The sequence below is a fragment of the Kribbella sp. NPDC002412 genome (assembly GCF_053592935.1).
In genome coordinates this window covers 61507-84650 of the sequence record NZ_JBSFBL010000021.1, presented here as the reverse complement: position 1 = coordinate 84650, position 23144 = coordinate 61507, and the positions used below count along the sequence as shown (strand labels likewise).

The following is a 23144-nucleotide window of genomic DNA, read 5'->3' as shown; positions in this document are numbered from 1 at the left end:
ACGGTAACCGGACGATGCGGGGTCGCATCCTCATCGTCGACGACGACACGGCGTTGTCGGAGATGCTCAGCATCGTGCTGCGCAACGAGGGCTACGACACCTATCTGTGCGCGACCGGTGACAAAGCGGTACCGGCGTTCCGTGAGTTCAAGCCGGACCTGCTGCTGCTCGACCTGATGCTGCCCGGGATGGACGGGATCGACGTCTGCCGGGCGATCCGGGCCGAGTCCGGCGTGCCGATCGTGATGCTGACCGCGAAGAGCGACACCGTGGACGTGGTGCTGGGCCTGGAGTCCGGCGCCGACGACTACGTGGTGAAGCCGTTCAAGCCGAAGGAGCTGGTGGCCCGGATCCGGGCCCGGCTGCGCCGGATGGACGAGCCCGGTCCGGAGTCGCTGACCATCGGCGACCTGACCATCGACGTGGCCGGGCACTCGGTGAAGCGGGCCGGTGAGACGATCCAGCTGACCCCGCTGGAGTTCGACCTGCTGGTCTGCCTGGCCTCCAAGCCCTGGCAGGTGTTCACCCGCGAGGTGCTACTGGAGCAGGTCTGGGGCTACCGGCACGCGGCCGACACCCGGCTGGTCAACGTGCACGTCCAGCGGCTGCGCTCCAAGATCGAGAAGGACCCCGAGCACCCCGAGATCGTGGTCACGGTCCGCGGTGTCGGCTACAAGGCGGGTGCGGACTGATCGAGTACGGACGCGACCAAGAGTCGCAGGCGGCCGCCGACGCCCCGGCCGCCGCGGCCGGTCCGGAGCAGCAGCAACCGGCACCGGTCGAGCAGGAGACGGCGGAGACCCGCGGGACGGAGCTCGAGCTCACCGCCGCCGTGGCCGACTGGCCTGCCTACCCGCAGCCGCTGTGGCGCACGCACCCGAAGCACTGGCCGGACATCTGGCGCCGGTCCATCCAGGCCCGGATCGTCACCGGCACCCTGCTGATGTCGACCGTCGTGCTGCTCCTGGTCGGCTGGGTGATGATGAGCCAGGTCACCGACGGCGTGCTCGAGTCCCGCCGGACGAGTGCCCAGGCGGAGGCGATCGCGCAGCTCGCCTCCCTGTCCAACACGATCGACGCGGCCGACCCGAACACGATCAACCAGCAGCTGTCCGAGCTGGTCCTCGGCACCAACCGCCCGGGTCTGTACGACGTCCTGCTGGTGCCGGGCGACTCGTCCTCGACCAACGCGATCCGCTACACCGGCCTCGTCGACAGCGACTCGATCCCGGCCGAGCTGGCGTCCTCGGTGATGAGCGACGACACCAAGCTCTGGGACACCTACACCGTCATCAACTACCGCGACGGGCCCAGCGTGCCCGGCCTGGTGATCGGGTCCCAGCTCCGGGTCCCGACCGCGCCGACCGAGCGGTACGCGGTCTACTTCCTCTTCCCGCTCACCCCGCAGCAGGAGACGCTCGACGTGGTCCAGCGCGCCCTGGTGACGGCCGGCCTGCTGCTGGTCGTCCTGCTCGGCGCGGTCGCCTGGCTGGTCACCCGCCAGGTGGTCACCCCGGTCCGGATGGCGCGGCGGATCGCGGAGCGGCTCGCGGCCGGCAAGCTCGAGGAGCGGATGCAGGTCCGCGGCACCGACGACCTGGCCCGGCTGGCGGTCTCCTTCAACAAGATGGCCGGCAACCTGCAACGGCAGATCCGCCGGCTCGAGGAGCTGTCCCGGCTGCAGCGCCGGTTCGTCTCCGACGTCTCGCACGAGCTGCGCACGCCGCTGACCACGGTCCGGATGGCCGCCGACCTGCTGCACGAGAGCCGGGACCAGTTCGACCCGATCAGCCGGCGCTCGGTCGAGCTGCTGCAGAACGAGCTCAACCGGTTCGAGGAACTGCTCGCCGACCTGCTCGAGATCAGCCGGTTCGACGCCGGCGCGGCCGCCCTCGACCTGGAGGACGTGGACCTGCGCGACATCGTCAACCGGGTGCTGGAGAACCACGAGACCCTGCTGCAGCGCAAGGGCTGCGAGGTCCAGCTGGACATGCCGGAGCCGTGCCGGGCGCAGGTCGACTCGCGCCGGATCGAGCGGATCCTGCGCAACCTGATCGGCAACGCGATCGAGCACAGCGAGGGTCTGCCGATCCGGATCAGCACGGCGTACGACGACGACGCGGCCGCCGTCGCGGTCCGCGACCACGGCGTCGGCTTCCGGGCCGAGGAGGCCGAGATGGTGTTCAGCCGGTTCTGGCGGGCCGACCCGGCCCGGGCCCGGACCACCGGCGGCACCGGGCTCGGCCTGTCCATCGCGCTGGAGGACGCCCGGCTGCACGGCGGCCGGCTGGACGCCTGGGGCTCGCCCGGCGACGGCGCCTACTTCCGGCTGACGCTGCCCCGGCGGCCGGACGTCACGCTGTCCGGATCGCCGCTGCCGGCCCGCCCGGCCGACGCGAGCCGGGTGGTGACGGAGAAGTCTCTCGTCGACGTCGGAGCGCCGTACCAGAAGCTGACCGGTGGTGAGGAGCGGTGAAGCGGAAGCTGCTTGCGGCAGTCCTGGCGGTCCTGCTGCTGGTCACCGGCTGCGCCACGGTGCCGACCAAGGGCACCATCCGCAACGCCGGCCGGGAGGGCCTGGCGCCGGACTTCGGCGGCGTCGGCGTCGAGGCCAAGCCGCCGCGGGCGGATGCCCAGCCGCTGCAGCTGGTGAACGGCTTCCTGGAGGCGATGTCGGACTCCCGGGCCTTCGACGTGGCCCGGCAGTACCTGACCCCGGAGGCGGCGGCCGCCTGGAAGCCGGAGTCGCAGACGGTGGTGTACCAGCAGGCGCGGGACGCGGTCACCAGCGGCGTGCGCACCGACCAGGTCCGGTTGCGGGCCGACATGATCGCCACCATCGACGATCGAGGCTCCTGGACCCCGGCGAAGGTCGGCGCCCCGGTCGACTTCACCTTCAAACTGGTCAAGGTGGAGGGCCAGTGGCGGGTCGCGACGCCGCCGCCGGGCGTGTACCTGAGCAGCAACCAGCTCGACCCGAAGCTTGCCCCGCGCAACCTCTACTTCTTCAACCCGGGCAAGGACATGCTCGTCCCCGACCCGGTCTACCTGCCGGTGAACCTGTCGGCCGGGCAGGGCGCCACCCAGCTGATCCAGGAGCTGCTCAAGGGCCCGACCAAACGGCTCGGCAACGGCGCCATCTCGCTGGCTCCGCCGGGGACCGCGGTCCAGGTCTCCGTGCCGGTCGAGTTCGGCGTCGCGACGGTGGCCCTGAACGAGGCGGCCGCCCCACTGCGGGACACGGACCGGCGACTGCTCGCGGCCCAGATCGTCTGGACCCTCAACCAGGTCAACCTGCGGGTCAAGATCACGGTCAACGGCGCGCCGCTGCTGCCCGACGAGCCGGACGTGCTGCCGTTCTCCAACTTCGGAAACTATGACCCGCAGGTGCCCGACGGCGCGATGACCGAGCTGTACGGCGTCCGCTCCGGCCGGATCCAGCGGATCGAGGGCCTGGACGGGGCGTCCGACATCGCCGCCCGGCCGCTGAACGGCAGCAAGCTGTACGACTACCAGGCCGAGTCGTTCGCGGTGAGCCTACGCGGGGACTCCGGCGCGATCGTGACCACCGAGCACGGCGACAAGGTGGTGGCGTACGCCCGGCTGGAGAGCACCGAGAACGACAAGACCGACCAGGTCCGGAAGATCCAGACCCAGGGCCGGGTGCTGCGGCCCAGCTTCGACAACCAGGACAACCTCTGGATCCTCGACCGCGCCGACGGAGTGCCGCGGCTGCGGGTCCGCAACCGCGACGGCTCCGCGATCGCCGACGTGGCCACCAGCTTCCACGGTGACGCCCCGGTGGCGCTGCGGATGGCTCCGGACGGCGTCCGGGCGCTGCTGGTGATGCGGTCCAAGACCACCGGCGAGAACTACGTGCAGACCGGGACGATCCAGACCGCCAGCGGCGGCAAGCTCGTCCTCGGGCAGCTCCGCCAGCTTCAGCTGCCGCTCACCGCCATCACCGACGCGGCCTGGAACAAGCTCGGCATCCTGGTCGCCGGTACGTCACCCGACGTCGGCAACATCCGGCAGCCCTGGCTGGTGAACACCGACGGTTCCGGCCGGCAGTTGCTGCCCGGTGCGTCGTCCGGGTTCGAGACCGCGCTGCTCGCGTCGAACCTGAACAAGGACACGCTGCCGGTGGTCGAGGACGTCAAGGGCAACCTGCACTGGCAGACCCGCGACCTCACCTGGGTCGACATGGACAACGATGCCAACGCGGCCCCGATCGTGCCGACCTACCCGGGCTGAGTTGTCCACAGGCCCGGCCTGACCCGGTTGCGAGCGGGAGTGTCATCGCGGATCGTTGAGCGGTGCCGGTCCGGGACGCGTTCGTGGATCTCGTGCTGGGTGGGCGGTGCGCGGGCTGCGACCGGCCGGGCGTCACTCTGTGTGGTCGTTGCTGGGAGCTACTGAACTCGGTGACTCCGTTCCGTGCTTGGCCGGACCCGCCGCCGCCCGGACTGCCTCCACCCACCGCGAGTGCGCCGTACGCCGATGAGGTGCGCCGGCTGATCATTGCGCACAAGGAGGAGGCCCGGTACCAGCTGGCCCGGCCACTCGGGGCCGTGCTGGCGGCCGCCGTACGCGTTGCTCTCGGGGAGCGGCGGGCCGTCTGGTTGTGCCCGGTGCCGTCGGCCGGATCGACGGTCCGGCAGCGTGGCCACGACCCGCTGCGCCGGATCACCCGCGCCGCCGCGCGATCCCTGCGGCGGCAGGGAATCGACGCCCGGCCGGCCGCCGCGCTGACCGTCGTACGGCGTCCCGACGACCAGGCCGGGTTGTCCGCGGAACGCCGTACCGCCAACCTGGACGGGGCTTTCGCGGCTCGTTCGCGCTGGGCTGAAACACTGACGGATCAGCCGGTCCTGCTGGTCGACGACGTGATCACCACCGGTTCCACGCTCGCCGAGGCGGGCCGGGCCTTGGAATCCACCGGAATCCCGGTGCTCGGCTGCGCGGTGCTGGCCGCGACCCGCCGGCGCCGGCCGTCTGGTTCATGAGAACTTCCCTACCGGTTTTCGCCGAAGCCGACTAGCGTTGGCCTATGACACCCGCTAGGGACTGTCGGGCAGGGATGTGGTGCAGGGCCGGATCAGCCGGAATCCTCACCGCGGAGTCCGACCGGTCCGCTCGCGGGTGTTCTCGTTTCGGGCGCCCCAACCGCAACCGACACAAGGCAAACGGGGGTCCGGAGACGTAACAAGAAGTCGCCGATCGATGGAGGTTTCCGTGGACGTCGTTGTCAAGGGTCATCACTGCGAGGTCAGTGACCGCTTCCGGCAGTACGTCGAGGAAAAACTCGAACGGATCGAGAAGGTCGATCACCGGGTACTGCGGTGCGAGGTAGAAGTCAGCCAGGAGAAGAACCCGCGACAGCACGATCGGGCGATGCGTGTCGAGCTCACCATGTACACGAAGGGACCGGTGGTCCGCGCCGAAGCGACCGGCGAGACCAAGCAGGCGGCGTTCGACGTCTGCCTCGACCGGCTGCGGGCGCAGGTCCGCAAGGCGGCCGACCGCCGCCGGGTGCACCGTGGTGAGCGGACGCCGGAGGGCCTTCGGCACGTGAACGCGAAGCAACCACTCAATGACACAGCTCCAGTGGAGGAACCAGCCGCCGAGGACGAGGTGGCGACGTACAAGTTCGGATCGCTCACGGTCACCGGTGACGGTCCGCTGGTGATGCGCGAGAAGACCCACACCGCCAAGCCGATGTCCCTGGACCAGGCGCTCTACGAGCTCGAACTGGTCGGGCACGACTTCTACCTCTTCGTCGACGCCGACGAGAACCAGCCCAGCGTCGTGTACCGCCGCCGCGGCTACGACTACGGCGTCATCCGTCTGGCCGTCTGAGGCCGAGCGCACGCGGGAGGAGCACAACAAGAGGGGCCGGGCAGCTGCCCGGCCCCTCATCCTTCCCCTGTGAAGGTCTCCGCAGCGCGAGCCTGCGCTGAGGCCCGCTAGCTGTCGATCTGGGCCTGGAGGGCGGCCGCGTAGGTGGCTACCTCCGCGTAAACGCCCGGGTTGCCGGCGTCGGCGCAGCCCACGCCCCAGGAGACGACGCCGAAGAGCCGGCCGTTGAGGACCAGCGGGCCGCCGGAGTCACCCTGGCAGGAGTCCTTGCCGCCTTCCTCGAACCCGGCGCAGATCTCGCCGTCCGCGGTGTACCCCTCGCTCGCGTACGCCTTCTCGCAGTACGCGTCACCCAGCACCGGCACGTCGACCGTCTGGAAGGTGTCCGCCGGCCCGGTGCCCTCGGTCTCGCCCCAGCCGTACACGACCGACGCCGCACCCGCCGCGTCCGCCGCCTTGTCCGTCTCCAGCGCCAGCGTCGGCACACCGTCGAACGGCGTGGCCAGCGTCATCACCGCGACGTCGTGACCAGGCTCCTTGCCGTAGGCCGGATCCACCCAGATGCTGCTGATCTTGGACTCCTTGCCACCGGACTCGGTCAGCACGTCCCGGCCCTGGATCGCCGTGTAGGTGCTCGCCGCCTCCTGCGCGCAGTGCGCGGCGGTGACGATCTTGTTCGCGGCGACCAGCGTCGACCCGCACCACTGGCCGCTCGGCGACGGCGAGCCGCTGTTGTTGAGGGCAATCGCCCAGGGCGTGTCCGCGGTCTTGGCGACCGTGCCGCCGACGATCCGGGTCTTCGGCCCGTCCGGCGACTGCGCGGCCGACGCGGAGCCGGCTACGGCCACCGCACCGAGGGACGCCACGGCCAGCACACCGGCCGCCAGGGCGGCTCGGACCAACTGCACTCTTCCTGTCATGCCTCACTCCAGGTTGATAGGGGCCACGCGGGCGGCGTGGCCTCCATGGAGCGTCTCCCGAACACCGTCCGTAGCGCACCTCCCACTTGCGGTAACTCCCGAGTTATGGCCGCCGGCCGGTTCCCCGCGCCGGCCGGCGGGCCCGGTCACAGCCCCATCGCCTTGCCGTCGAGCACCTGACTCTTCGCCGGAGCCTTCGGCGTGGGCGCCTTGCCGTAGGCGCTGAAGCTGAACCGGTTCTTGCCCTCGGTCATCCGGATGACCTGGGCGGTCTCGGTGTCGATCCACAGCGCGGCGCCGTCGTCGGTGAGCCCGACGCACCGGACGCCGTCGATCATCCGCGCCGCGACCTTGCGTGGCGGGGCGGCCGTGGCCGTGTCGTCCTCGCCGAAGACGGTCGTGAAGAACCGGCCGGGGGTGACCAGGTCGACCATGTCCTGGGTGTCCTTGTCGACCTTCGACAGCTTGATCCACTTGTTCTTCAGCAGTCTGACGGTCTGCGCGGTCTCGGCCGGGCTGCTCTTCTCGGCCTTCGCCTGTGCGCGGATCGCCGACTCGGACAACTGCAGGTAGACGGTCTTGCCGATCGCACGGACCGTGTACGACGCGCCCGCGACGGTGAAGGTGCCCTCACCGCCGCCCTTGGTCAGGACGATGTCGAAGGTCATCGGGCCGCCGGTGTCGTCGATGGTGCCGCGCATCCGCAAGTTGGTCGCCGCCAGCGACGCCGCCCGGGTCTTCTGCATGATCGTCCGGACCGGCAGGTTCTCCAGCCCCGCCGCCGACGGCGACGCGACCGGGCTGCTGGGAGGCGCTGTCGCCGGGGTGGTGACGGCCGGCTTGTTCTCGCCGGCGGTGCCGGCGTCTGGGCCGCAACTGGTCGTGACCAGCGCGATCGTGGCGACCGCCGCGGCGGTGCGGATCCAGGGGAAGGACATGTCTCGGACTCACCTTTCGGTACGCCGGCCGAGCGGCCGGTGCTCGTTCTCGTGTCGCCTAAGAGCTTGTGTCCGCGCACTGCCTTCTCGCCGCCGTTCGACTGCGCGCGACTGCCGTCCGCCTGCCGGCCCGCTGCCGACCCGCTGCCGAGGCTTCTGCCATGGTCGGCTGCGGGGGCGCCGGAACGGCCCGGGTCCCTGGATAGACTGCCGTCGGGCTGAGGGCAGTTCGGTCCAGCGGATCGGGAGGGTGCTGACCAGTGCCAGGGGCGGTCGACGACTCTGTCCGGTTCTCCCTGCTCGGACCGGTGCGAGCCCATCGTGGGTCGCGCGAGCTGGATCTCGGTCCGGCCAAGCAGCGCGCCGTCCTGGCGAGTCTCCTGCTCGCCGCCAACCGGCCGGTCCCGCCGAGCCGGATCATCGACGCCGTCTGGGGCGACGACCCGCCGGAGAACGGCCCGAACGTCGTACAGAAGTACGTCGCCGGCCTGCGCCGGGTGCTGGAGCCGGAGCGGGCACCGAGATCGTCCGGCCGGCTGCTGACCCTGACCGAGGGCGGCTACCGACTCGCCGTCGCCCCTGGCGAGTCCGACGTCGACCTGTTCGGCGAGCACGTCCGCACAGCTGGCCGGCTGCGTGCCGAGGGTCGGCTGGCAGAGGCCGCCACGGAGCTCCGGACGGCACTGTCGCTGTGGCAGGCGGAGCCGCTGGCCGGCCTGACCGGCGCGTACTTCGAGGCCACCCGCGCCCGGCTCGCCGACGACCGCGCCGCCGCTGTCGAGGAGTGGGCCGAGGTGGAGCTCGACCAGGGCCACCAGCAGAGCCTGCTGCCGGAACTGTCCCGCTTGGTTGCCGAGTTCCCGCTGCGCGAGCGACTGCGCGGGGTGCAGATGCTTGCGCTGTACCGCGCCGGCCGCCAGGCCGACGCCCTGGCCGCCTACCGCGAGATTCGCACCCTGTTGGTCTCCACGTACGGCGTGGACCCGAGCCGCCACCTCCAAGATCTCCACCAGCGGATCCTTCAGGACGATCCCACCCTCACCCCCACGCCCGCCGCCTCCGCTCCACCCGGAGCGACTCCCGCGGCACCGGCGCCCGCGGCCCCGGCTCCCTCTGCCATACCTACGCCACCCCCGGCCACGCCTACGCCGTGGCCGCACGTTCCCGCCGCGCCATTCGTTCCGCCGGCGGCGCACAGTGAGCGGTTGCGGTTGCGGGACTGGGTGCTGAAGTTCGTGGTCGCGGCGGTCCCGGTGCTGTCGGTCGGGCTCCTGGGCGGTCCGGCGATGGGTGTCGTGGCGGTCCGCCGACGCAGTACCCGCCTCGGGCTGGCTGCCGCGGGGTATCTGGGCGCGACGATCGCGGGCGCCGTGATGGTCGACTCGAGCAGCGACGAGATCACCAGCACCAAGGACGGTCTCGGCGTCACGCTGGTGATCGCCTCAGCACTGGTCTGCGCCGTGCACCTGGCGGTGATCGTGCCGAGGCAGACCCGGCAGGCGCCGGGGCCGGAGACGCGCCGGCAGTACGGGCGTCAACTCGCGGCCGAGCATCCGTTGATCGCCCGCCAGCTCGGGATCGGGCGCCCGGACCTGCCGAACCAGTTCGAGGACGGCGGGTTGATCGACATCAACGACGCGCCCGAGGCGGTCCTGCGGACGCTGCCCGGCGTCTCCGCCGAGCACGCCGCGCTGATCGCCGCCGATCGGACCCACCGCGGTCCGTTCCGCTCCCTGGAGGATCTGGCCGCGCGCGGTCTGTTCCCCTGGCCGATCCCGCCGCAGGTGGCCGAGGTCGTGCTGATCATCCGGGTCCAGGACACCGTCGACGGGGACCGGCGGTAATTGTCGGTGGGCCCCGGCAGAATCGCTGCTGTGACTAGCCAGGTGTTGTCGACGGCTCAGGCCAGGCGGGTGGCGCTGGCGGCTCAGGGCTTCTTGGACCCGCGGCCGAAGGGCGTGCCGGACATGCGGGCGCTGTCCCGCGTGCTCGGCCGGATCGGGCTGATCCAGATCGACTCGGTCAACGTCGTGAGCCGCGCGCAGTACCTCCCGCTCTACTCCCGCCTCGGGCCGTACCCGCGCGACCTGCTCGACCGTGCCGCCGGCAAGGCGCCTCGCCGCCTGGTGGAGTACTGGGCGCACGAGGCCTCGCTGCTCCCGGTCGAGACCCACCCGCTGATGCGCTGGCGGATGGCCCGCGCGACGACCGAGGCCTGGGGTGGGCCGCGATCGATCGCGCAGGAGCGACCGGACCTGATCAAGCAGGTGCTGGCCGACGTCCGCGAGCACGGCCCGCTGACCGCGCGCGAGATCGACGACGACGTCGAGCGGTCGAAGGAGAACTGGGGGTGGAACTGGTCCGACGTGAAGCGGGCCCTGGAGTTCCTCTTCTTCGCCGGCGAGATCACGGTCGCCCGGCGCAACCAGCAGTTCGAGCGGATGTACGACGTACCCGAGCGGGTGCTGCCGAGCGCCGTGCTGGACACCCCGACGCCGTCGCTCGACGAGGCGCACCGTGGACTGGTCTCGATCGCGGCGCGGGCGCACGGGGTGTCGACCGCGCAGTGCCTGAAGGACTACTTCCGGACGGCGCCCGGGCCGACCGCGCAGGCGATCCAGGAGCTCGTCGAGGAAGGTGAGCTGCTCCCGGTCCAGATCGACGGCTGGAAGCGGCAGGCGTACCTGCATCGGGACGCGCGGCTGCCGCGGCGGGTGAACGCGCGGGCGCTCGTCAGCCCGTTCGACTCGCTGGTGTTCGAGCGGACCCGGACCGAGGTGCTGTTCGACTTCCGCTACCGGATCGAGATCTACGTGCCCGCCGAGAAGCGCATCTACGGGTACTACGTGCTGCCCTTCCTGCTCGGGGACCGGCTGGTCGCGCGCGTGGACCTCAAGTCGGACCGGGCCGCGGGGGTGCTGCTGGTCCAGTCGGCGCACGCCGAGCCGAAGGCGCCGGTGGAGACCGCGGACGAGCTGGCCGCCGAGCTGGTCCAGCTGGCCGGGTTCCTTGGGCTCGACCAGGTCAAGGTGGCCGGGGGCGGTGACCTGTCGCCAGCGCTGAGTGACGCCCTGACCGGGGCGGTGGGGCGGGGAAGGAGTTAGCACTGCGAGGATACTGACGCTCGGCCGGGAACTTTCCGGCCTGGCCGAGCGTGGGTCGGTTGGGCCCCGAGGCACGCTGCGGGCGTGGCTTGGCACACCCGGCCCCGTACGATGGGGGACGCACGCCCTTCCCGTTGGGTCGGCCGTGCCCTGTCGGCGTCGGCCGCAACCAGGCTTCAGCAGCAAGGAGAGAACTCCCCACCATGAAGGTGATCGACAAGGTCCTGCGGATCGGCGAGGGCAAGATCCTGCGTCAGCTCCAGGGCATCGCGAAGATGGTCAACTCGATCGAGGACGACTTCGTCGGGATGTCCGACGAGGAGCTCCGCGGTCAGACCGCGGAGTTCAAGCAGCGGCACGAGAACGGGGAGTCGCTCGACGCGCTGCTGCCGGAGGCGTTCGCGGTCGTCCGGGAGGCGGCCAAGCGGACCCTGCACCAGCGGCACTACGACGTCCAGATCATGGGCGGCGCCGCGCTGCACCTGGGCAACATCGCCGAGATGAAGACCGGTGAGGGCAAGACGCTGGTCGGCACGCTGCCGACGTACCTGAACGCCCTGTCCGGCAAGGGCGTGCACGTGGTCACGGTGAACGACTACCTGGCCAAGTACCAGGCCGAGTGGATGGGCCGGGTGTACCACTTCCTCGGCCTCGACTACGGCGTGATCCTGCCGCAGATGACGCCGGCCGAGCGCCGGGTCGCCTACAGCAAGGACATCACCTACGGCACCAACAACGAGTTCGGCTTCGACTACCTGCGCGACAACATGGCGCAGAGCATCGAGGACTGCGTCCAGCGCGAGCACAACTACGCGATCGTGGACGAGGTGGACTCGATCCTGGTCGACGAGGCCCGGACCCCGCTGATCATCTCCGGCCCGGCCGAGGACTCGCAGCGCTGGTACGTCGAGATGGCCCGGATCGCCGCCACGCTGAAGCCCCGGATCGCCGACGACAAGGTGCCGGAGGAGCAGCGGCCGGTCGCCGACTACGAGGTGGACGAGAAGAAGCGCACCGTCGCGATCCTCGAGCGCGGCATCGAGAAGGTCGAGGACCGGCTCGGCATCGACAACCTGTACGAGTCGGCCAACACCCCGCTGATCAGCTACCTGAACAACGCGCTGAAGGCCAAGGACCTGTTCCGCCGCGACAAGGACTACGTGGTCGTCGACAACGAGGTGCTGATCGTCGACGAGCACACCGGCCGGACGCTGCACGGCCGCCGCTACAACGAGGGACTCCACCAGGCGATCGAGGCCAAGGAAGGCGTCGAGATCAAGGAGGAGTACCAGACGCTGGCGACGATCACGCTGCAGAACTACTTCCGCCTCTACGACAAGCTGGCCGGCATGACCGGTACAGCGATGACCGAGGCCGCGGAGTTCTCCAAGATCTACAACCTCGGCGTGGTGCCGATCCCGACCAACAAGCCGATGATCCGCTCCGACGAGCGGGACCTGATCTTCCGCACCGAGGACGCCAAGTTCGACGCGGTGGTCAAGGACATCGTCGAGGTGCACAAGACCGGCCAGCCGATCCTGGTCGGCACCACCAGCGTGGAGAAGTCCGAGCGGCTGTCCGCCCAGCTCCGCAAGGAGAACATCGCGCACGAGGTGCTGAACGCGAAGCAGCACGCGCGGGAGGCGGCCATCGTCGCCGAGGCCGGCCGCAAGGGCGCGGTCACGGTGGCCACCAACATGGCCGGCCGTGGTACCGACATCATCCTCGGCGGCAACCCCGAGTTCCTGGCCGACAAGGAGCTGCGCGCCCGCGGCATCGACCCGGCCGAGTCGGTGGAGGAGTACGAGGCGGAGTACCCGACGGTCCTCGAGCAGTTCGAGAAGCAGGTCAAGGACGAGCAGGAAGAGGTCCGCGAGGCCGGCGGCCTGTACGTGCTCGGCACCGAGCGGCACGAGTCCCGCCGGATCGACAACCAGCTGCGCGGCCGGTCCGGCCGTCAGGGCGACCCGGGCAAGTCCCGGTTCTACCTGTCGCTGGAGGACGACCTGATGCGGCTGTTCAAGCGCGAGATGGTCGACTGGGCGATGTCGCGCAACAACGACGACAGCCAGCCGCTGGAGAACAAGGTCGTCACCAAGGCGATCGCGTCGGCGCAGTCCCAGGTCGAGGCGCAGAACTTCGAGACCCGGAAGAACATCCTCAAGTACGACGACGTGATGAACCGCCAGCGGCACGTCGTGTACGACGAGCGCCGCCGGGTGCTCGAGGGCGCGGACCTGCGCGACCAGGTGCAGGACATGCTCGAGGAGACCGTCACCGGCTACGTGCAGGGCGCGACCGCGGACGGGTTCGCCGAGGACTGGGACCTGGACGCGCTGTTCACCGCGATGCGGACGCTGTACTCGACCGAGCTGACCGAGGAGCAGCTGGTCGAGGAGGCCGGCGGTGACAAGGCCGGCCTGACCCAGGACTTCCTGATCGAGGCGTTCGTCGCCGACGCCAAGGCGGCGTACGACCGGCGGGAGGAGTCGCTGGGCACGGACGCGATGCGCGAGCTGGAGCGCCAGGTCGTGCTGAGCGTGCTGGACCGCAAGTGGCGCGAGCACCTGTACGAGATGGACTACCTGCGCGAGGGCATCGGCCTGCGCGCGATGGCGCAGCGCGACCCGCTGGTCGAGTACCAGCGCGAGGGCTACGACATGTTCGCCGCGATGATGGAGTCGATCAAGGAGGAGTCGGTCGCCTTCATCTTCAACGTCGAGGTCAACGTCGAGGCAATGCAGGCCGAGGCCGAGCTGGCCAACCAGGCCGCGGAGGCCGAGAGCCTCGAGGGCCGCCGGATCGAGGACATCCTCACCCCGGGCGCGCCGGTGGCGGAGTTCCCGGGCCGGGACCAGGTCGAGGAGCGGCCGCAGGACACGCCGCGTCCGCGCGACACCCCGCGGCTGCGCGCCAAGGGCCTGACCGGCGACAGCCGCCCGCAGCGGCTGTCCTACTCGGCGCCGACGATCGACGGTGACGAGGAGGTCGCGGTTCGCCAGGACGGCGCCGAAGAGGGCGGCCTGATGTACGCCGGCACTCCGCGCAACGTGGCCTGCCCGTGCGGCTCCGGCAAGAAGTACAAGCGCTGCCACGGCGACCCGCAGTCGGACGTCTACAAGTTCTGAGGCTGAGCCCACCATGTGGCTGACGGAGAGGTTCGGACTGTCCGTCCCACTGGTGGGCGCGCCGATGGCGAACGTGAGCGGCGGTCGGCTGACCGCCGCGATCTCGGCGGCCGGCGGGCTGGGGATGCTCGGCGCCGGGTCCGCGGTGAGCGCCGACTGGATCCGGACCGAGGGCGCGGTCGCCGCGGAGGGCGGGAAGCCGTACGGCGTCGGCCTGATGGCGTGGTCCGTCAAGGATCACCCGGAGCATCTCGACGCCGTGCTCGAGCTCAAGCCCGCCCTCGTGTCGCTCAGCTTCGGCGACTACGCGCCGTACGTCGGGGCGCTGCAGAAGGAAGGCATCGTCGTCGCGATGCAGGCCGGGACAGTGGCTGACGCGCGGGAGGCGATCGACGCGGGCGTGGACGCGATCGTCGCGCGAGGCGCCGAGGCAGGCGGTCATGGGCGCAACGCGGTCGCGACTCTCCCTTTGCTGCAAGCGATTCTGGACCTCACCGACCTTCCGGTGCTCGCGGCCGGCGGCATCTCCGGTCCGCGCGGGCTCGCCGCCGTACTGGCTGCTGGTGCGGCCGGCGGCTGGGTCGGTACGGCGTTCCTCACCTGCGCCGAGGCGTTGACGCCGGACTCGGTGCGGGCGCGGGTGATCGAGGCGGACGAGACCGACACGGTCTACGGCACGGTCTTCGACGCGGCCTCGCGGGCGGGGTGGCCGGACGAGTTCGGCGGCCGGGCGCTCCGGAACGCCTACTTCGACACGTGGGAAGGTCGCGAGGAGGAGCTCAAGGCCGACGACGCCGGCCACGACGACTATGTCACCGGGGTCCGCTCAGCCGACCCGGCTCGCACCTCCATCTACGCCGGACAAGGCGTCGGCGCGCTCACCGGCCAGACGACCGCCGCCGAGGTCGTCGCCACCTTCGCCGCCTACCGCACCCACCTCCAGGCCGCTCAGCAAGCCTGACGTAGGTACCCGGCCTCGTAGGGATCACAGAGGCTGAGGTCTTGACGCGCGGTGTTTTAACCGGTTTAGATGTCGTTTAAACCGGTTTAAACCGCGTCAAGCGAGGTGCGATGAGCAAGCAGCGGCCGACGATCGCCGATGTGGCGAGCCGGGCGGGTGTGTCCAAGGGTTCGGTGTCCTTCGCGCTGAACGGGCGGCCCGGGCTGGCCCAGGCGACCGTCGACAAGATCCTCGCCGCGGCCGACGAGCTGGGCTGGCGGCCGAGCAACCGGGCCCGGTCGCTGTCGGTCTCGAAGGCGTTCGCGCTCGGCCTGGTGATCACCCGGGACCCGGACGTGCTGTCCTCGGACCCGTTCTTCTCCGCCTTCATCGCCGGTGTCGAGAGTGTGCTGTCCACCCGCGGGCAGGCCCTGGTCCTGCAGGTCGTCACGGCCGGCGAGGAAGAGGAGGCCGGCTACCGGCGGCTGTCCAGGGACGGCCGCGTCGACGGCGTCTTCCTGTCCGACCTGCGGCACGACGACCCCCGGATCGACCTGCTGGTCGAGCTCGGGATGCCCGCCGTGACCCTGAACCGGCCGGACGGCACGTCGCCGTTCCCGGCCGTCATCCTGGACGACCGCCCGGGCACCCGCGCGGTCGTCGAGCACCTCGTCGAGCTCGGCCACACCCGGATCGCGCACGTCGGCGGCCCGCCCGCCTTCGTGCACGCGACCGCACGGTCGACGGCCTTCGTGGCGGCCCTGGCCGACGCCGGGCTGGAGCCGGTCGCGATCGAGATCGGTGACTTCACCGCCGCGGCCGGGATCGAGGCCACCCGGCGGCTGCTCGCGTTGCCCGAGCCGCCGACCGCGATCGTCTACGCCAACGACCGGATGGCGATCGCCGGCCTCGGCGCCGCCCAGGCGGCCGGGCTGACCGTCCCGGACGACCTGAGCATCGCCGGCTTCGACGACAGCGAACTGGCCGAGTACGTCCACCCCGGCCTGACCACCGTGCGCGCCGACCCGTTCCGCTTCGGCGAGGCGGCCGCCCAGACCCTCAACCAGGTCGTCGACGGCGACTCCGGCGTACCTGATGCCGAGCTGGCGCCCGCCGAGCTCGTCGTACGGCGTTCCACCGCCGCACCCCCCGCATAGCGCATCCCCTGCGCATTTGGAGGAACCATGAAGTTGCAAGCAGGACTGCTGGCCCTGGTACTGGCCGGCTCGCTCGCCGCGTGTGGCGACAGCGGTGACGGCGCTGGTGACGCCGACGCCGCGGCCAAGGCCACCGGCCCGATCACCATCTGGTACTCGAACAACAAGGAAGAAGTGGCCTGGGGCAAGCAGATGGTCGCGGCCTGGAACACCGCGCACCCGGACCAGAAGGTGACCGCGCAGGAGATCCCGACCGGGAAGAGCTCCGAGGAGGTCATCGGGGCCGCGATCACCGCCGGCAACGCGCCGTGCCTGATCTTCAACACCTCGCCGGCCTCGGTCTCGCAGTTCCAGAAGCAGGGCGGGCTGGTGGCGCTGGACACCTTCAGCGACGGCAAGTCGTACATCGAGGACCGCTCGGGTGACGTCGCCCAGCAGTACAAGTCGACCGACGGCAAGTACTACCAGCTGCCGTGGAAGTCGAACCCGGTGATGATGTTCTACAACAAGAAGGCGTTCGCCAAGGCCGGCATCGACACCGCGAAGCCGCCGCTGGCGACGTACGACGAGTTCCTCGACACCTCCCGGAAGCTGGTCGCGGCGAAGGCCGCGAAGTTCGCCATCTACCCGGCGCCGAGCAACGAGTTCTTCCAGTCCTGGTTCGACTTCTACCCGTTGTACGCGGCCGAGACCGGCGGCAAGCAGTTGGTGGAGGACGGAAAGGCGACGTTCAACTCCGAGGAGGGCAAGAAGGTCGCGCAGTTCTGGCGGACCATGTACGCCGACAAGCTGGCGTCGCAGGAGAAGTACACCGGTGACGCGTTCGTCGACGGCACCGCCGCGATGGCCGTGGTGGGTCCGTGGGCGATCGCGACGTACAAGGGCAAGGTCGACTGGGGCGTCGTACCGGTGCCGACCTCGGCCGGCAAGCCCGCGAACGAGATCCACACCTTCTCGGACGCGAAGAACGTCGCGATGTACTCGGCCTGCAAGAACCGCGGTACCGCGTGGGAGGTGCTGAAGTTCGCGACCAGCCAGGAGCAGGACGGCAAGTTCCTCGAGGCGACCGGTCAGATGCCGCTGCGCAAGGATGTGGCGTCGGCGTACGCGGACTACTTCGCCAAGAACCCGGACTACAAGACGTTCGCGGACCAGGCGGCCCGCACCGTCGAGGTGCCGAACGTGCCGAACTCGATCACCATCTGGCAGACCTTCCGGGACGCCTACTCCAAGTCGGTCATCTTCGGCCAGGAGGACCCGGGCGCGGCGCTGGACGGCGCGGCGCAGAAGGTCGATCAGCTCGCCGCGCAGTCATGACCCGACTGGCCTCGACCGGCGCCCGGCGGCGGCACGGCGTCCTCGGCCGGATTCTCGGTGAGCATCCGGCCGGGACCGCCTTCGTCACACCGTACGTGGTGTTCCTGGCGGCCGTGTTCGCCTACCCGCTCTGCTTCGCCGTCTACATGTCGTTCCACGACTACTTCTTCACCGCGCCCGGCGCGATCGTGGAACGGCCGTTCGTGGGACTCGACAACTTCGTCACGGTGCTGTCGGATCCCGCGGTACGGCGGTCGTTCTTCAACGTGGCCGTCTTCCTGGTGATCAACGTGCCGCTGACGGTCGTGCTGGCGCTCGGACTGGCGACCGCGCTGAACGGCGCGATCCGGTGGCGGACGTTCTTCCGGGTCTCGTACTACGTGCCGTACGTGACGGCGAGCGTCGCGGTGGTCGGGGTCTGGCTGTTCCTGTTCAACTCGAACGGGCTGGTGAACTCGATCCTCGGCCCGCTCGCGCCGGACCCGTCCTGGCTGGTGAACTCGGCGCTGGCGATGCCCACCATCGCGATCTACGTGACCTGGAAACAGCTCGGGTTCTTCATCCTGCTGTACCTGGCGGCACTGCAGAACGTGTCGAAGGACCTGTACGAGGCGGCGTCGATGGACGGCGCCGGCCGGTGGAAGTCGTTCCTGAACGTGACCGTGCCCGGCGTGCGGCCGGCCACCACCCTCGTCGTACTGCTGGCGACGGTGACCGGGGCGAACCTGTTCACCGAGCCGTACCTGCTGACCGGCGGTGGCGGTCCGGACGGGGCGTCGGCGTCACCGGTGCTGGTGATGTACCAGAAGGGCATCGAGCAGGGGAACCCGGACATCGGCGCGGCGATCGGCGTGCTGCTGGTGATCGGTGTGCTGATCCTGGCGCTCGTCGAACGACGCTTCGTGGGGAGGGAGGACTGATGCGGCTGCGGTTCGTCGCGCTGCTCGCCGGCGCGTTCGTGTTCCTGTTCCCCTTCTACTACATGCTGGTCGGGTCGCTGCAGGCCGAGCCGGATCCCTCGGTCGGCGGGGCGTTCCCGTCGCCGGGGAACCTGACCGGAAACAACTACGTGGAGATCGACAACGCGATCAACCTCGGCCGGTCGCTGATCAACTCCGGCATCTTCACCGGTGGGGTCATCTTCGGGACGCTGGTGTTCGGCGTGCTCGCCGGGTACGCGCTGGCGCGGTTGAAGTTCCGCGGTCGTGGGCTGGTGTTCAACCTGATGCTGCTGGTCCAGGTGGTGCCGTTCCAGCTGCTGACGATCCCGCTGTACGTGCTGATCGTGCGCAGCTACGGGCTGGCCGACTCCTACCTCGGGATGATCCTGCCGTTCGCGATCAACTCGACCGCGGTGTTCGTCTTCCGGCAGTACTTCCTGCAGTTGCCGCAGGAGCTGTTCGACGCGGCCCGGATCGACGGCGCCGGCGAGCTGGGCATCCTGTGGCGGGTGGCCATCCCGCTGGTGAAGCCCGCTCTGCTGACCGGCGTGCTGCTGACCTTCATCGGGCCGTGGAACGAGTTCCTCTGGCCGTTCCTGATCACCAAGCAGCAGGACCTGCAACCGCTTGCTGTCTCGCTGTCGAACTACCTGACCACGGTGTCGGCCCGGGCCGCGAACCCGTTCGGCGCGGTCCTGGCCGGCGCCTGCGTCCTCGCCGCGCCCGCGGTGACGTTGTTCCTGATCTTCCAGCGCCACTTCATCTCCCAGGGCATCGAGTCCGGGTTGAAGGGCTGACGGCTGACCATCCGAGAAAGGCAGTGCTGCTGTGACTGTTCCCTACACCCTTACCCGTGTCGGCCTGCTGATGACGCCCGAGCCCGGCAACGAGCTCGAGGCCGAAGGGGTGCTGAACCCGGCCACCGGCCACACCCCGGACGGCAAGCTGTACCTGCTGCCGCGACTGGTTGCTCCGGGCAACGTGTCCCGGGTCGGCCTGGCCGAGGTCGAGCTGGCCGACGGCGTCCCGGCCGGCGTCCGGCGCGAAGGCGTCGTACTGGCTCCCGACGAGGGCTGGGAGCGCGGCCTGAACAACGCCGGCGTCGAGGACCCGCGGGTGACCTGGATCCCGTCGCTCGGCACCCACGTGATGACGTACGTCGCCTACGGCCCGCTCGGCCCGAAACCCGCCCTCGCCACGTCGGTCGACCTGCGGTCCTGGGAGCGGCTCGGGCCGCTGCACTTCGAGTACCAGCCCGATCTCGACACCGACCTGAACCTGTTCCCCAACAAGGACACCGTGTTCTTCCCCGAACCGGTCACGGGTCCGGACGGTGAGCCGTCGTACGCGATGCTCCACCGTCCGATGTGGGACCTCGGCTGGTTCCGCGAAGGCGAAGGGGTGCACCTGCCCGCGGGCATCAAGGACGACCGGCCCGGGATCTGGGTGTCGTTCGTGCCCGTCGCCGACGTCGAGCGCGACGTCCGGAACCTCGTGCACCTACGGCATCACCGGCTCGTCGCGATGTCGGAGTACCCGTTCGAGGAACTCAAGATCGGCGCCGGACCGGCGCCGCTGCGAGTGCCCGAGGGCTGGCTGGTGATCCACCACGGCGTGACCGGCGAGCAGCCGCAGGGCTTCGACCCGACGACGCAGAAGGTCAGCTACGCGGCCGGCGCGCTGCTGCTCGACGCGTCCGACGTGACCAAGGTGATCGCCCGGACCGAGGAGCCGATGCTCGTGCCGGAGACCGACGAGGAGCGGATCGGGACCGTCGGGAACGTGGTGTTCCCAACGGCCATCGAGGAGGTCGAGGGAGTGCGCTACGTCTTCTACGGAATGGCCGACGCGGCCATCGGTGTGGCCAGACTGGACCGGGTGTCATGATGATCCGCCGCCGAACCGTCCTCGGCGGCGCCCTCGCCCTGGGCGCTGCGTCCACAGGCTCGGTGCCGGCCTCCTCGGTGCCGGCCTCCTCGGTGCCGGCCTCGGCTTCCGGCCGGCTGACCAATCTCGCGCATCTCGACTTCCTGCGTACGACGGTCACGCCGCCGGCCACCCCTGGTCACAGCACCTACGGCTCCGGGCCTTTGGGCGTGCTGTGGACCTACGCGGACCGGCAGGCCGACGGCACGTACAAGCGGATCGGCGGCGGGACGTACGACCCGGTGACCGACACCTACGGTCAGGGCGCCTTCAACGCGGACGACATCTCGCGTGCGGCCGTGGTCTACCTGCGCAGTCGTCGGCTCGACGTTGCGCGGGATCTGCTCCGCGGTCTGACCTATCTGCAGTCGCCCAACGGCAACGTCGTCCTGTGGATGCAGCCGGACGGGACGCTCAACCCCACCGCGGAGCCAGTCGAGCTGCCGGACCCGTCGGACTCCGGGCCGTCGTACTGGCTCGCTCGTACGGTCTGGGCGCTGGGGGAGGGGTACGCCGCCTTCCGCCGGGTGGACCGTGGTTTTGCCGAGTTCCTGCGTGATCGGCTCGAGTTGGCCATTGCTGCGCTGGAGCGGCAGGTGCTGGTTCGGTACGGCGAGTGGCACATCGTCGACGGTCGCCGGGTGCCTGCATGGCTGATCGTGAACGGTGCTGACGCGACGTCGGAGGCTGTGCTCGGGCTGGCGGCGTACGTGCGTGCTGGTGGGTCAGCGCGGGCTCGGCGGGCGTTGACGCAGTTCGCTTCGGGGATCGCTGCGCTCAGTGCCGGGTCCACGCGCGAGTGGCCGTTCCGTGCGCTGCTGCCGTGGGGTGAGTCGATTGCGGTCTGGCATGCGTGGGGCGCGCAGATGCCGTCGGCGTTGGCTGCTGCGGCGTCTGTGGTGGGCACTCCGGTTGGGCCTGCGGTTGGGGATACGGCTGGGTTCACTCCGTTGCTGCTGACTGCGGGTGGGCCTGACAACGGCTGGCTGCCGGCGCCGATCGACCGTACTCAGATCGCCTACGGCGTCGACGCTCGGCTGCAGGGCTTGCTGGCGGTCGGGCTGGCTGGGACTCGGCAGGTCGCTGCGTTTGTCGCGGCTTGGTACTTCGGGGCGAATCGGGCCGGCGAAGCCATGTACGACCCGGCGACGGGGCGCACGTACGACGGGATCTCCGGCGACGGTGTGATCAACCGGAACTCCGGCGCCGAGTCCACCATCCACGGCCAACTCTCCATGCTCGCCCTCGACGCCGACCCGGCCCTCGCCCACCTCGCGCGGGTGCTGGGTGCCGGCCCGCTTGCCCGCTCGGGTCTGCAGGTCGTCGAAGGTGAGTCGGCCACCGGCGGCGCTGTCGTCACACCGCCGTCCGCGTGGACCGGCGAATCCCAGTGGAGCAATGGCTCCTACGTCTCGTTGACTGCCGGGTCCTCTGCTGTGTGGACGTTGGAGCCGTCGGCGCAGCCGCGTTTGGTGCTCCCGGTCGTCAACCTCCTCGACCCCGGCACGACGAGTTGGACCACCGGCTCGTCAGCCCTGGGCACTATCGACCACAGCGCTCCTGGTCCGCAAGGCATCTCCGCGGCCCCGGGCGTGCTCCAGCCGATCACGCTGGCTCGGCCGCTTCCGCCGTACGCCACGACTCTGCAGGCGGAGTCCACGTCAGGCACGGCTCAGATCGACGCGCTGCTGCTCATACCCAGCATCAGCACCTTGCAACTGGGTTCGGCCGTGCTGCTCTCCAGCGTCGATCCGCATCCGCGGACCTTCTCGGTGCGCAGCAGGGCGGGCGCCACCGCCTACAGCTACACGGCCCAGGGCACTCTGCACTCGCGACGCCAACTGGCTGGTGGGACCGTTAGTGTCCTCGTCCAGCCGGGCGGTTTCACGGTCGTGCTCTGAGCGCTTCGGCGCACCAGTCGGCGACGAAGGCCAGCGCCTGGCCGCGTTGCTGGAAGAGGTGGTGGCTGTCGGCTTGCTGGTGGTAGGCGTTGTGGGACGTGTGGGAGGCGGTGGCGAGCAGGCGGGGGAGAAGCCAGGCGTACTTGACGCCGGACGCCATCGCGGCGAGGCGAACCTGATCGGGTTCGCCTCGCCAGCCGGCTTCGCGCAGGCCTTCGAGGTAGTTGTCGATGCAGGTCTCGGCCAGCTCGGGCAGCCGTTCGGCCGGCCAGAACAGGTCGAACACGGCGTCCGGGATGTGGTTGCCGATGTCCTCACCCAGTGCGCCGTCACCCGTGAACGCCCAGTCGAGTAACGCGAGCTCGCCGGTCGGCCGCTGAATGACGTTGGACACCCACAGGTCGAGATGGCAACGGGCCCGCGGCAACCGCGTCGTGAGCTCGAGCAACTCGTTGCGATGGGCAAGCAGGTGGTTCCAGCTCGCGCGCAGCTGGGCCGACCATGTGTCAGCGATCAGCGGCTGCTGCCAGGCCGCGTCGTCGTCGACCAGCTCCCATGGCACGTCCCGAGTCGTCGAGTAGTCCCGCAGGAAGCCGACTGACGTCCACGGCCGGTGGGTTGGCGGCCGGCCCTGCCACCGACCCACGGCACGCGCGAGCGTGGCATGCCCAGCCAGGTTCAGCTCGGTCCCGGGCGTGCCTTGGATGTCCTCCATCGTGAGTACGGCGCTGTCCGCGTGCTCGACGACGTCCGCGTCCGGTAGCACCAGGCCGGCGGCGGCGAGCTGCTGGCGTAGCTCGTCGTCCCGGTAGACCTCGACCTCGCGACGCCAGTAGTTCCAGTGCCGCGGATTGTCCGACGCGGCCCACGGCCCCGTCGACGTCGTCGGCTTCCGCAGTACCTTCCGGACCACCGAGCGCCCGTCCGCGTACGACACCCGCTCGACGGTCTCGGTCACCGCATTGAGTGGGTTGTGCCGCAGAGTCGCCGTACTGATCTCACTCACAGGTAGC

General features: G+C 70.0%; 18 protein-coding genes. 15 read left to right on the top strand and 3 right to left on the bottom strand.

Annotated elements, in window-relative coordinates; translation table 11 throughout:
• Positions 1-14: 14 nt before the first annotated feature.
• From mtrA to hpf, 5 genes are all read left to right on the top strand, one after another.
• A complete protein-coding gene (gene mtrA / locus ACWCOV_RS18865; protein ID WP_141859693.1) occupies positions 15-692 on the top strand; it encodes an MtrAB system response regulator MtrA in 678 nt (225 codons plus the stop codon).
• Between the two features lie 140 nt (positions 693-832).
• Positions 833-2476 (top strand): MtrAB system histidine kinase MtrB, encoded by a 1644-nt coding sequence (gene mtrB, locus ACWCOV_RS18860; protein ID WP_449830559.1) that lies wholly within the window; start codon positions 833-835, stop codon positions 2474-2476.
• A complete protein-coding gene (locus ACWCOV_RS18855) occupies positions 2473-4254 on the top strand; it encodes an LpqB family beta-propeller domain-containing protein (RefSeq protein ID WP_449830558.1) in 1782 nt (593 codons plus the stop codon). Before mtrB ends, ACWCOV_RS18855 begins: the two co-directional genes overlap by 4 nt.
• Positions 4255-4316: 62 nt before the next feature.
• Entirely contained in the window at positions 4317-5006 is a 690-nt protein-coding gene (locus tag ACWCOV_RS18850; RefSeq protein WP_449830557.1) for a ComF family protein, read from the top strand.
• A 229-nt stretch (positions 5007-5235) separates the two neighbouring features.
• Positions 5236-5859 (top strand): ribosome hibernation-promoting factor, HPF/YfiA family, encoded by a 624-nt coding sequence (gene hpf, locus ACWCOV_RS18845; RefSeq protein ID WP_449830556.1) that lies wholly within the window; start codon positions 5236-5238, stop codon positions 5857-5859.
• Between the two features lie 107 nt (positions 5860-5966).
• On the opposite strand, the gene ACWCOV_RS18840 is transcribed toward hpf, so the two are convergent.
• Both ACWCOV_RS18840 and ACWCOV_RS18835 read right to left on the bottom strand, forming a co-directional pair.
• The gene (locus ACWCOV_RS18840) at positions 5967-6779 is read right to left on the bottom strand and encodes a S1 family peptidase (RefSeq protein ID WP_449830555.1); all 813 of its coding nucleotides are present in this window, start codon (positions 6777-6779) and stop codon (positions 5967-5969) included.
• 146 nt (positions 6780-6925) lie between these two features.
• Positions 6926-7717: a hypothetical protein gene (locus ACWCOV_RS18835; protein WP_449830554.1), complete on the bottom strand. Its 792-nt coding sequence runs from the start codon at positions 7715-7717 to the stop codon at positions 6926-6928.
• 260 nt (positions 7718-7977) lie between these two features.
• On the opposite strand from ACWCOV_RS18835, the gene ACWCOV_RS18830 reads away from it, so the two are divergent.
• The 10 genes from ACWCOV_RS18830 (at position 7978) to ACWCOV_RS18785 (ending at position 22131) form a co-directional block, all read left to right on the top strand.
• Entirely contained in the window at positions 7978-9561 is a 1584-nt protein-coding gene (locus ACWCOV_RS18830; protein WP_449830553.1) for a BTAD domain-containing putative transcriptional regulator, read from the top strand.
• A 30-nt stretch (positions 9562-9591) separates the two neighbouring features.
• Positions 9592-10821 carry a winged helix-turn-helix domain-containing protein gene (locus ACWCOV_RS18825; RefSeq protein WP_449830552.1) on the top strand — a complete coding sequence of 410 codons (1230 nt, stop codon included), beginning with the start codon at positions 9592-9594 and terminating at the stop codon, positions 10819-10821.
• Positions 10822-11024: 203 nt separating this feature from the next.
• Positions 11025-13949, top strand: coding sequence for a preprotein translocase subunit SecA (gene secA / locus ACWCOV_RS18820; protein WP_449830551.1), 2925 nt, complete (start codon positions 11025-11027; stop codon positions 13947-13949).
• Between the two features lie 13 nt (positions 13950-13962).
• Entirely contained in the window at positions 13963-14910 is a 948-nt protein-coding gene (locus tag ACWCOV_RS18815; protein WP_449830550.1) for an NAD(P)H-dependent flavin oxidoreductase, read from the top strand.
• A 110-nt stretch (positions 14911-15020) separates the two neighbouring features.
• Positions 15021-16046 carry a LacI family DNA-binding transcriptional regulator gene (locus ACWCOV_RS18810; RefSeq protein ID WP_449830549.1) on the top strand — a complete coding sequence of 342 codons (1026 nt, stop codon included), beginning with the start codon at positions 15021-15023 and terminating at the stop codon, positions 16044-16046.
• A gap of 27 nt (positions 16047-16073) precedes the next feature.
• Positions 16074-17363, top strand: coding sequence for an ABC transporter substrate-binding protein (locus tag ACWCOV_RS18805; RefSeq protein WP_449830548.1), 1290 nt, complete (start codon positions 16074-16076; stop codon positions 17361-17363).
• Positions 17360-18283, top strand: a complete 924-nt coding sequence (locus ACWCOV_RS18800; RefSeq protein WP_449830547.1) for a carbohydrate ABC transporter permease — start codon at positions 17360-17362, stop codon at positions 18281-18283. The genes ACWCOV_RS18805 and ACWCOV_RS18800 overlap by 4 nt, the downstream gene beginning before the upstream one ends.
• The gene (locus ACWCOV_RS18795) at positions 18283-19101 is read left to right on the top strand and encodes a carbohydrate ABC transporter permease (protein ID WP_449830546.1); all 819 of its coding nucleotides are present in this window, start codon (positions 18283-18285) and stop codon (positions 19099-19101) included. The genes ACWCOV_RS18800 and ACWCOV_RS18795 overlap by 1 nt, the downstream gene beginning before the upstream one ends.
• 31 nt (positions 19102-19132) lie before the next feature.
• Positions 19133-20191, top strand: coding sequence for a glycoside hydrolase family 130 protein (locus tag ACWCOV_RS18790; protein WP_449830545.1), 1059 nt, complete (start codon positions 19133-19135; stop codon positions 20189-20191).
• Positions 20191-22131, top strand: coding sequence for a hypothetical protein (locus ACWCOV_RS18785; protein WP_449830544.1), 1941 nt, complete (start codon positions 20191-20193; stop codon positions 22129-22131). The genes ACWCOV_RS18790 and ACWCOV_RS18785 overlap by 1 nt, the downstream gene beginning before the upstream one ends.
• Here ACWCOV_RS18785 and ACWCOV_RS18780 read toward each other — a convergent pair.
• Positions 22115-23137, bottom strand: coding sequence for an aminoglycoside phosphotransferase family protein (locus ACWCOV_RS18780; RefSeq protein WP_449830543.1), 1023 nt, complete (start codon positions 23135-23137; stop codon positions 22115-22117). The genes ACWCOV_RS18785 and ACWCOV_RS18780 overlap by 17 nt on opposite strands.
• Between the last annotated feature and the right edge of the window lie 7 nt (positions 23138-23144).

Bases quoted from the DNA above. Each gene is read 5' to 3' on its own strand.
- mtrA (WP_141859693.1), top strand. From the start codon at position 15: ATGCGGGGTCGCATCCTCATCGTCGACGACGACACGGCGTTGTCGGAG.
- ACWCOV_RS18840 (WP_449830555.1), bottom strand. From the start codon at position 6,779: ATGACAGGAAGAGTGCAGTTGGTCCGAGCCGCCCTGGCGGCCGGTGTG.
- ACWCOV_RS18835 (WP_449830554.1), bottom strand. From the start codon at position 7,717: ATGTCCTTCCCCTGGATCCGCACCGCCGCGGCGGTCGCCACGATCGCG.
- secA (WP_449830551.1), top strand. From the start codon at position 11,025: ATGAAGGTGATCGACAAGGTCCTGCGGATCGGCGAGGGCAAGATCCTG.
- ACWCOV_RS18815 (WP_449830550.1), top strand. From the start codon at position 13,963: ATGTGGCTGACGGAGAGGTTCGGACTGTCCGTCCCACTGGTGGGCGCG.
- ACWCOV_RS18810 (WP_449830549.1), top strand. From the start codon at position 15,021: ATGAGCAAGCAGCGGCCGACGATCGCCGATGTGGCGAGCCGGGCGGGT.
- ACWCOV_RS18805 (WP_449830548.1), top strand. From the start codon at position 16,074: ATGAAGTTGCAAGCAGGACTGCTGGCCCTGGTACTGGCCGGCTCGCTC.
- ACWCOV_RS18800 (WP_449830547.1), top strand. From the start codon at position 17,360: ATGACCCGACTGGCCTCGACCGGCGCCCGGCGGCGGCACGGCGTCCTC.
- ACWCOV_RS18795 (WP_449830546.1), top strand. From the start codon at position 18,283: ATGCGGCTGCGGTTCGTCGCGCTGCTCGCCGGCGCGTTCGTGTTCCTG.
- ACWCOV_RS18785 (WP_449830544.1), top strand. From the start codon at position 20,191: ATGATCCGCCGCCGAACCGTCCTCGGCGGCGCCCTCGCCCTGGGCGCT.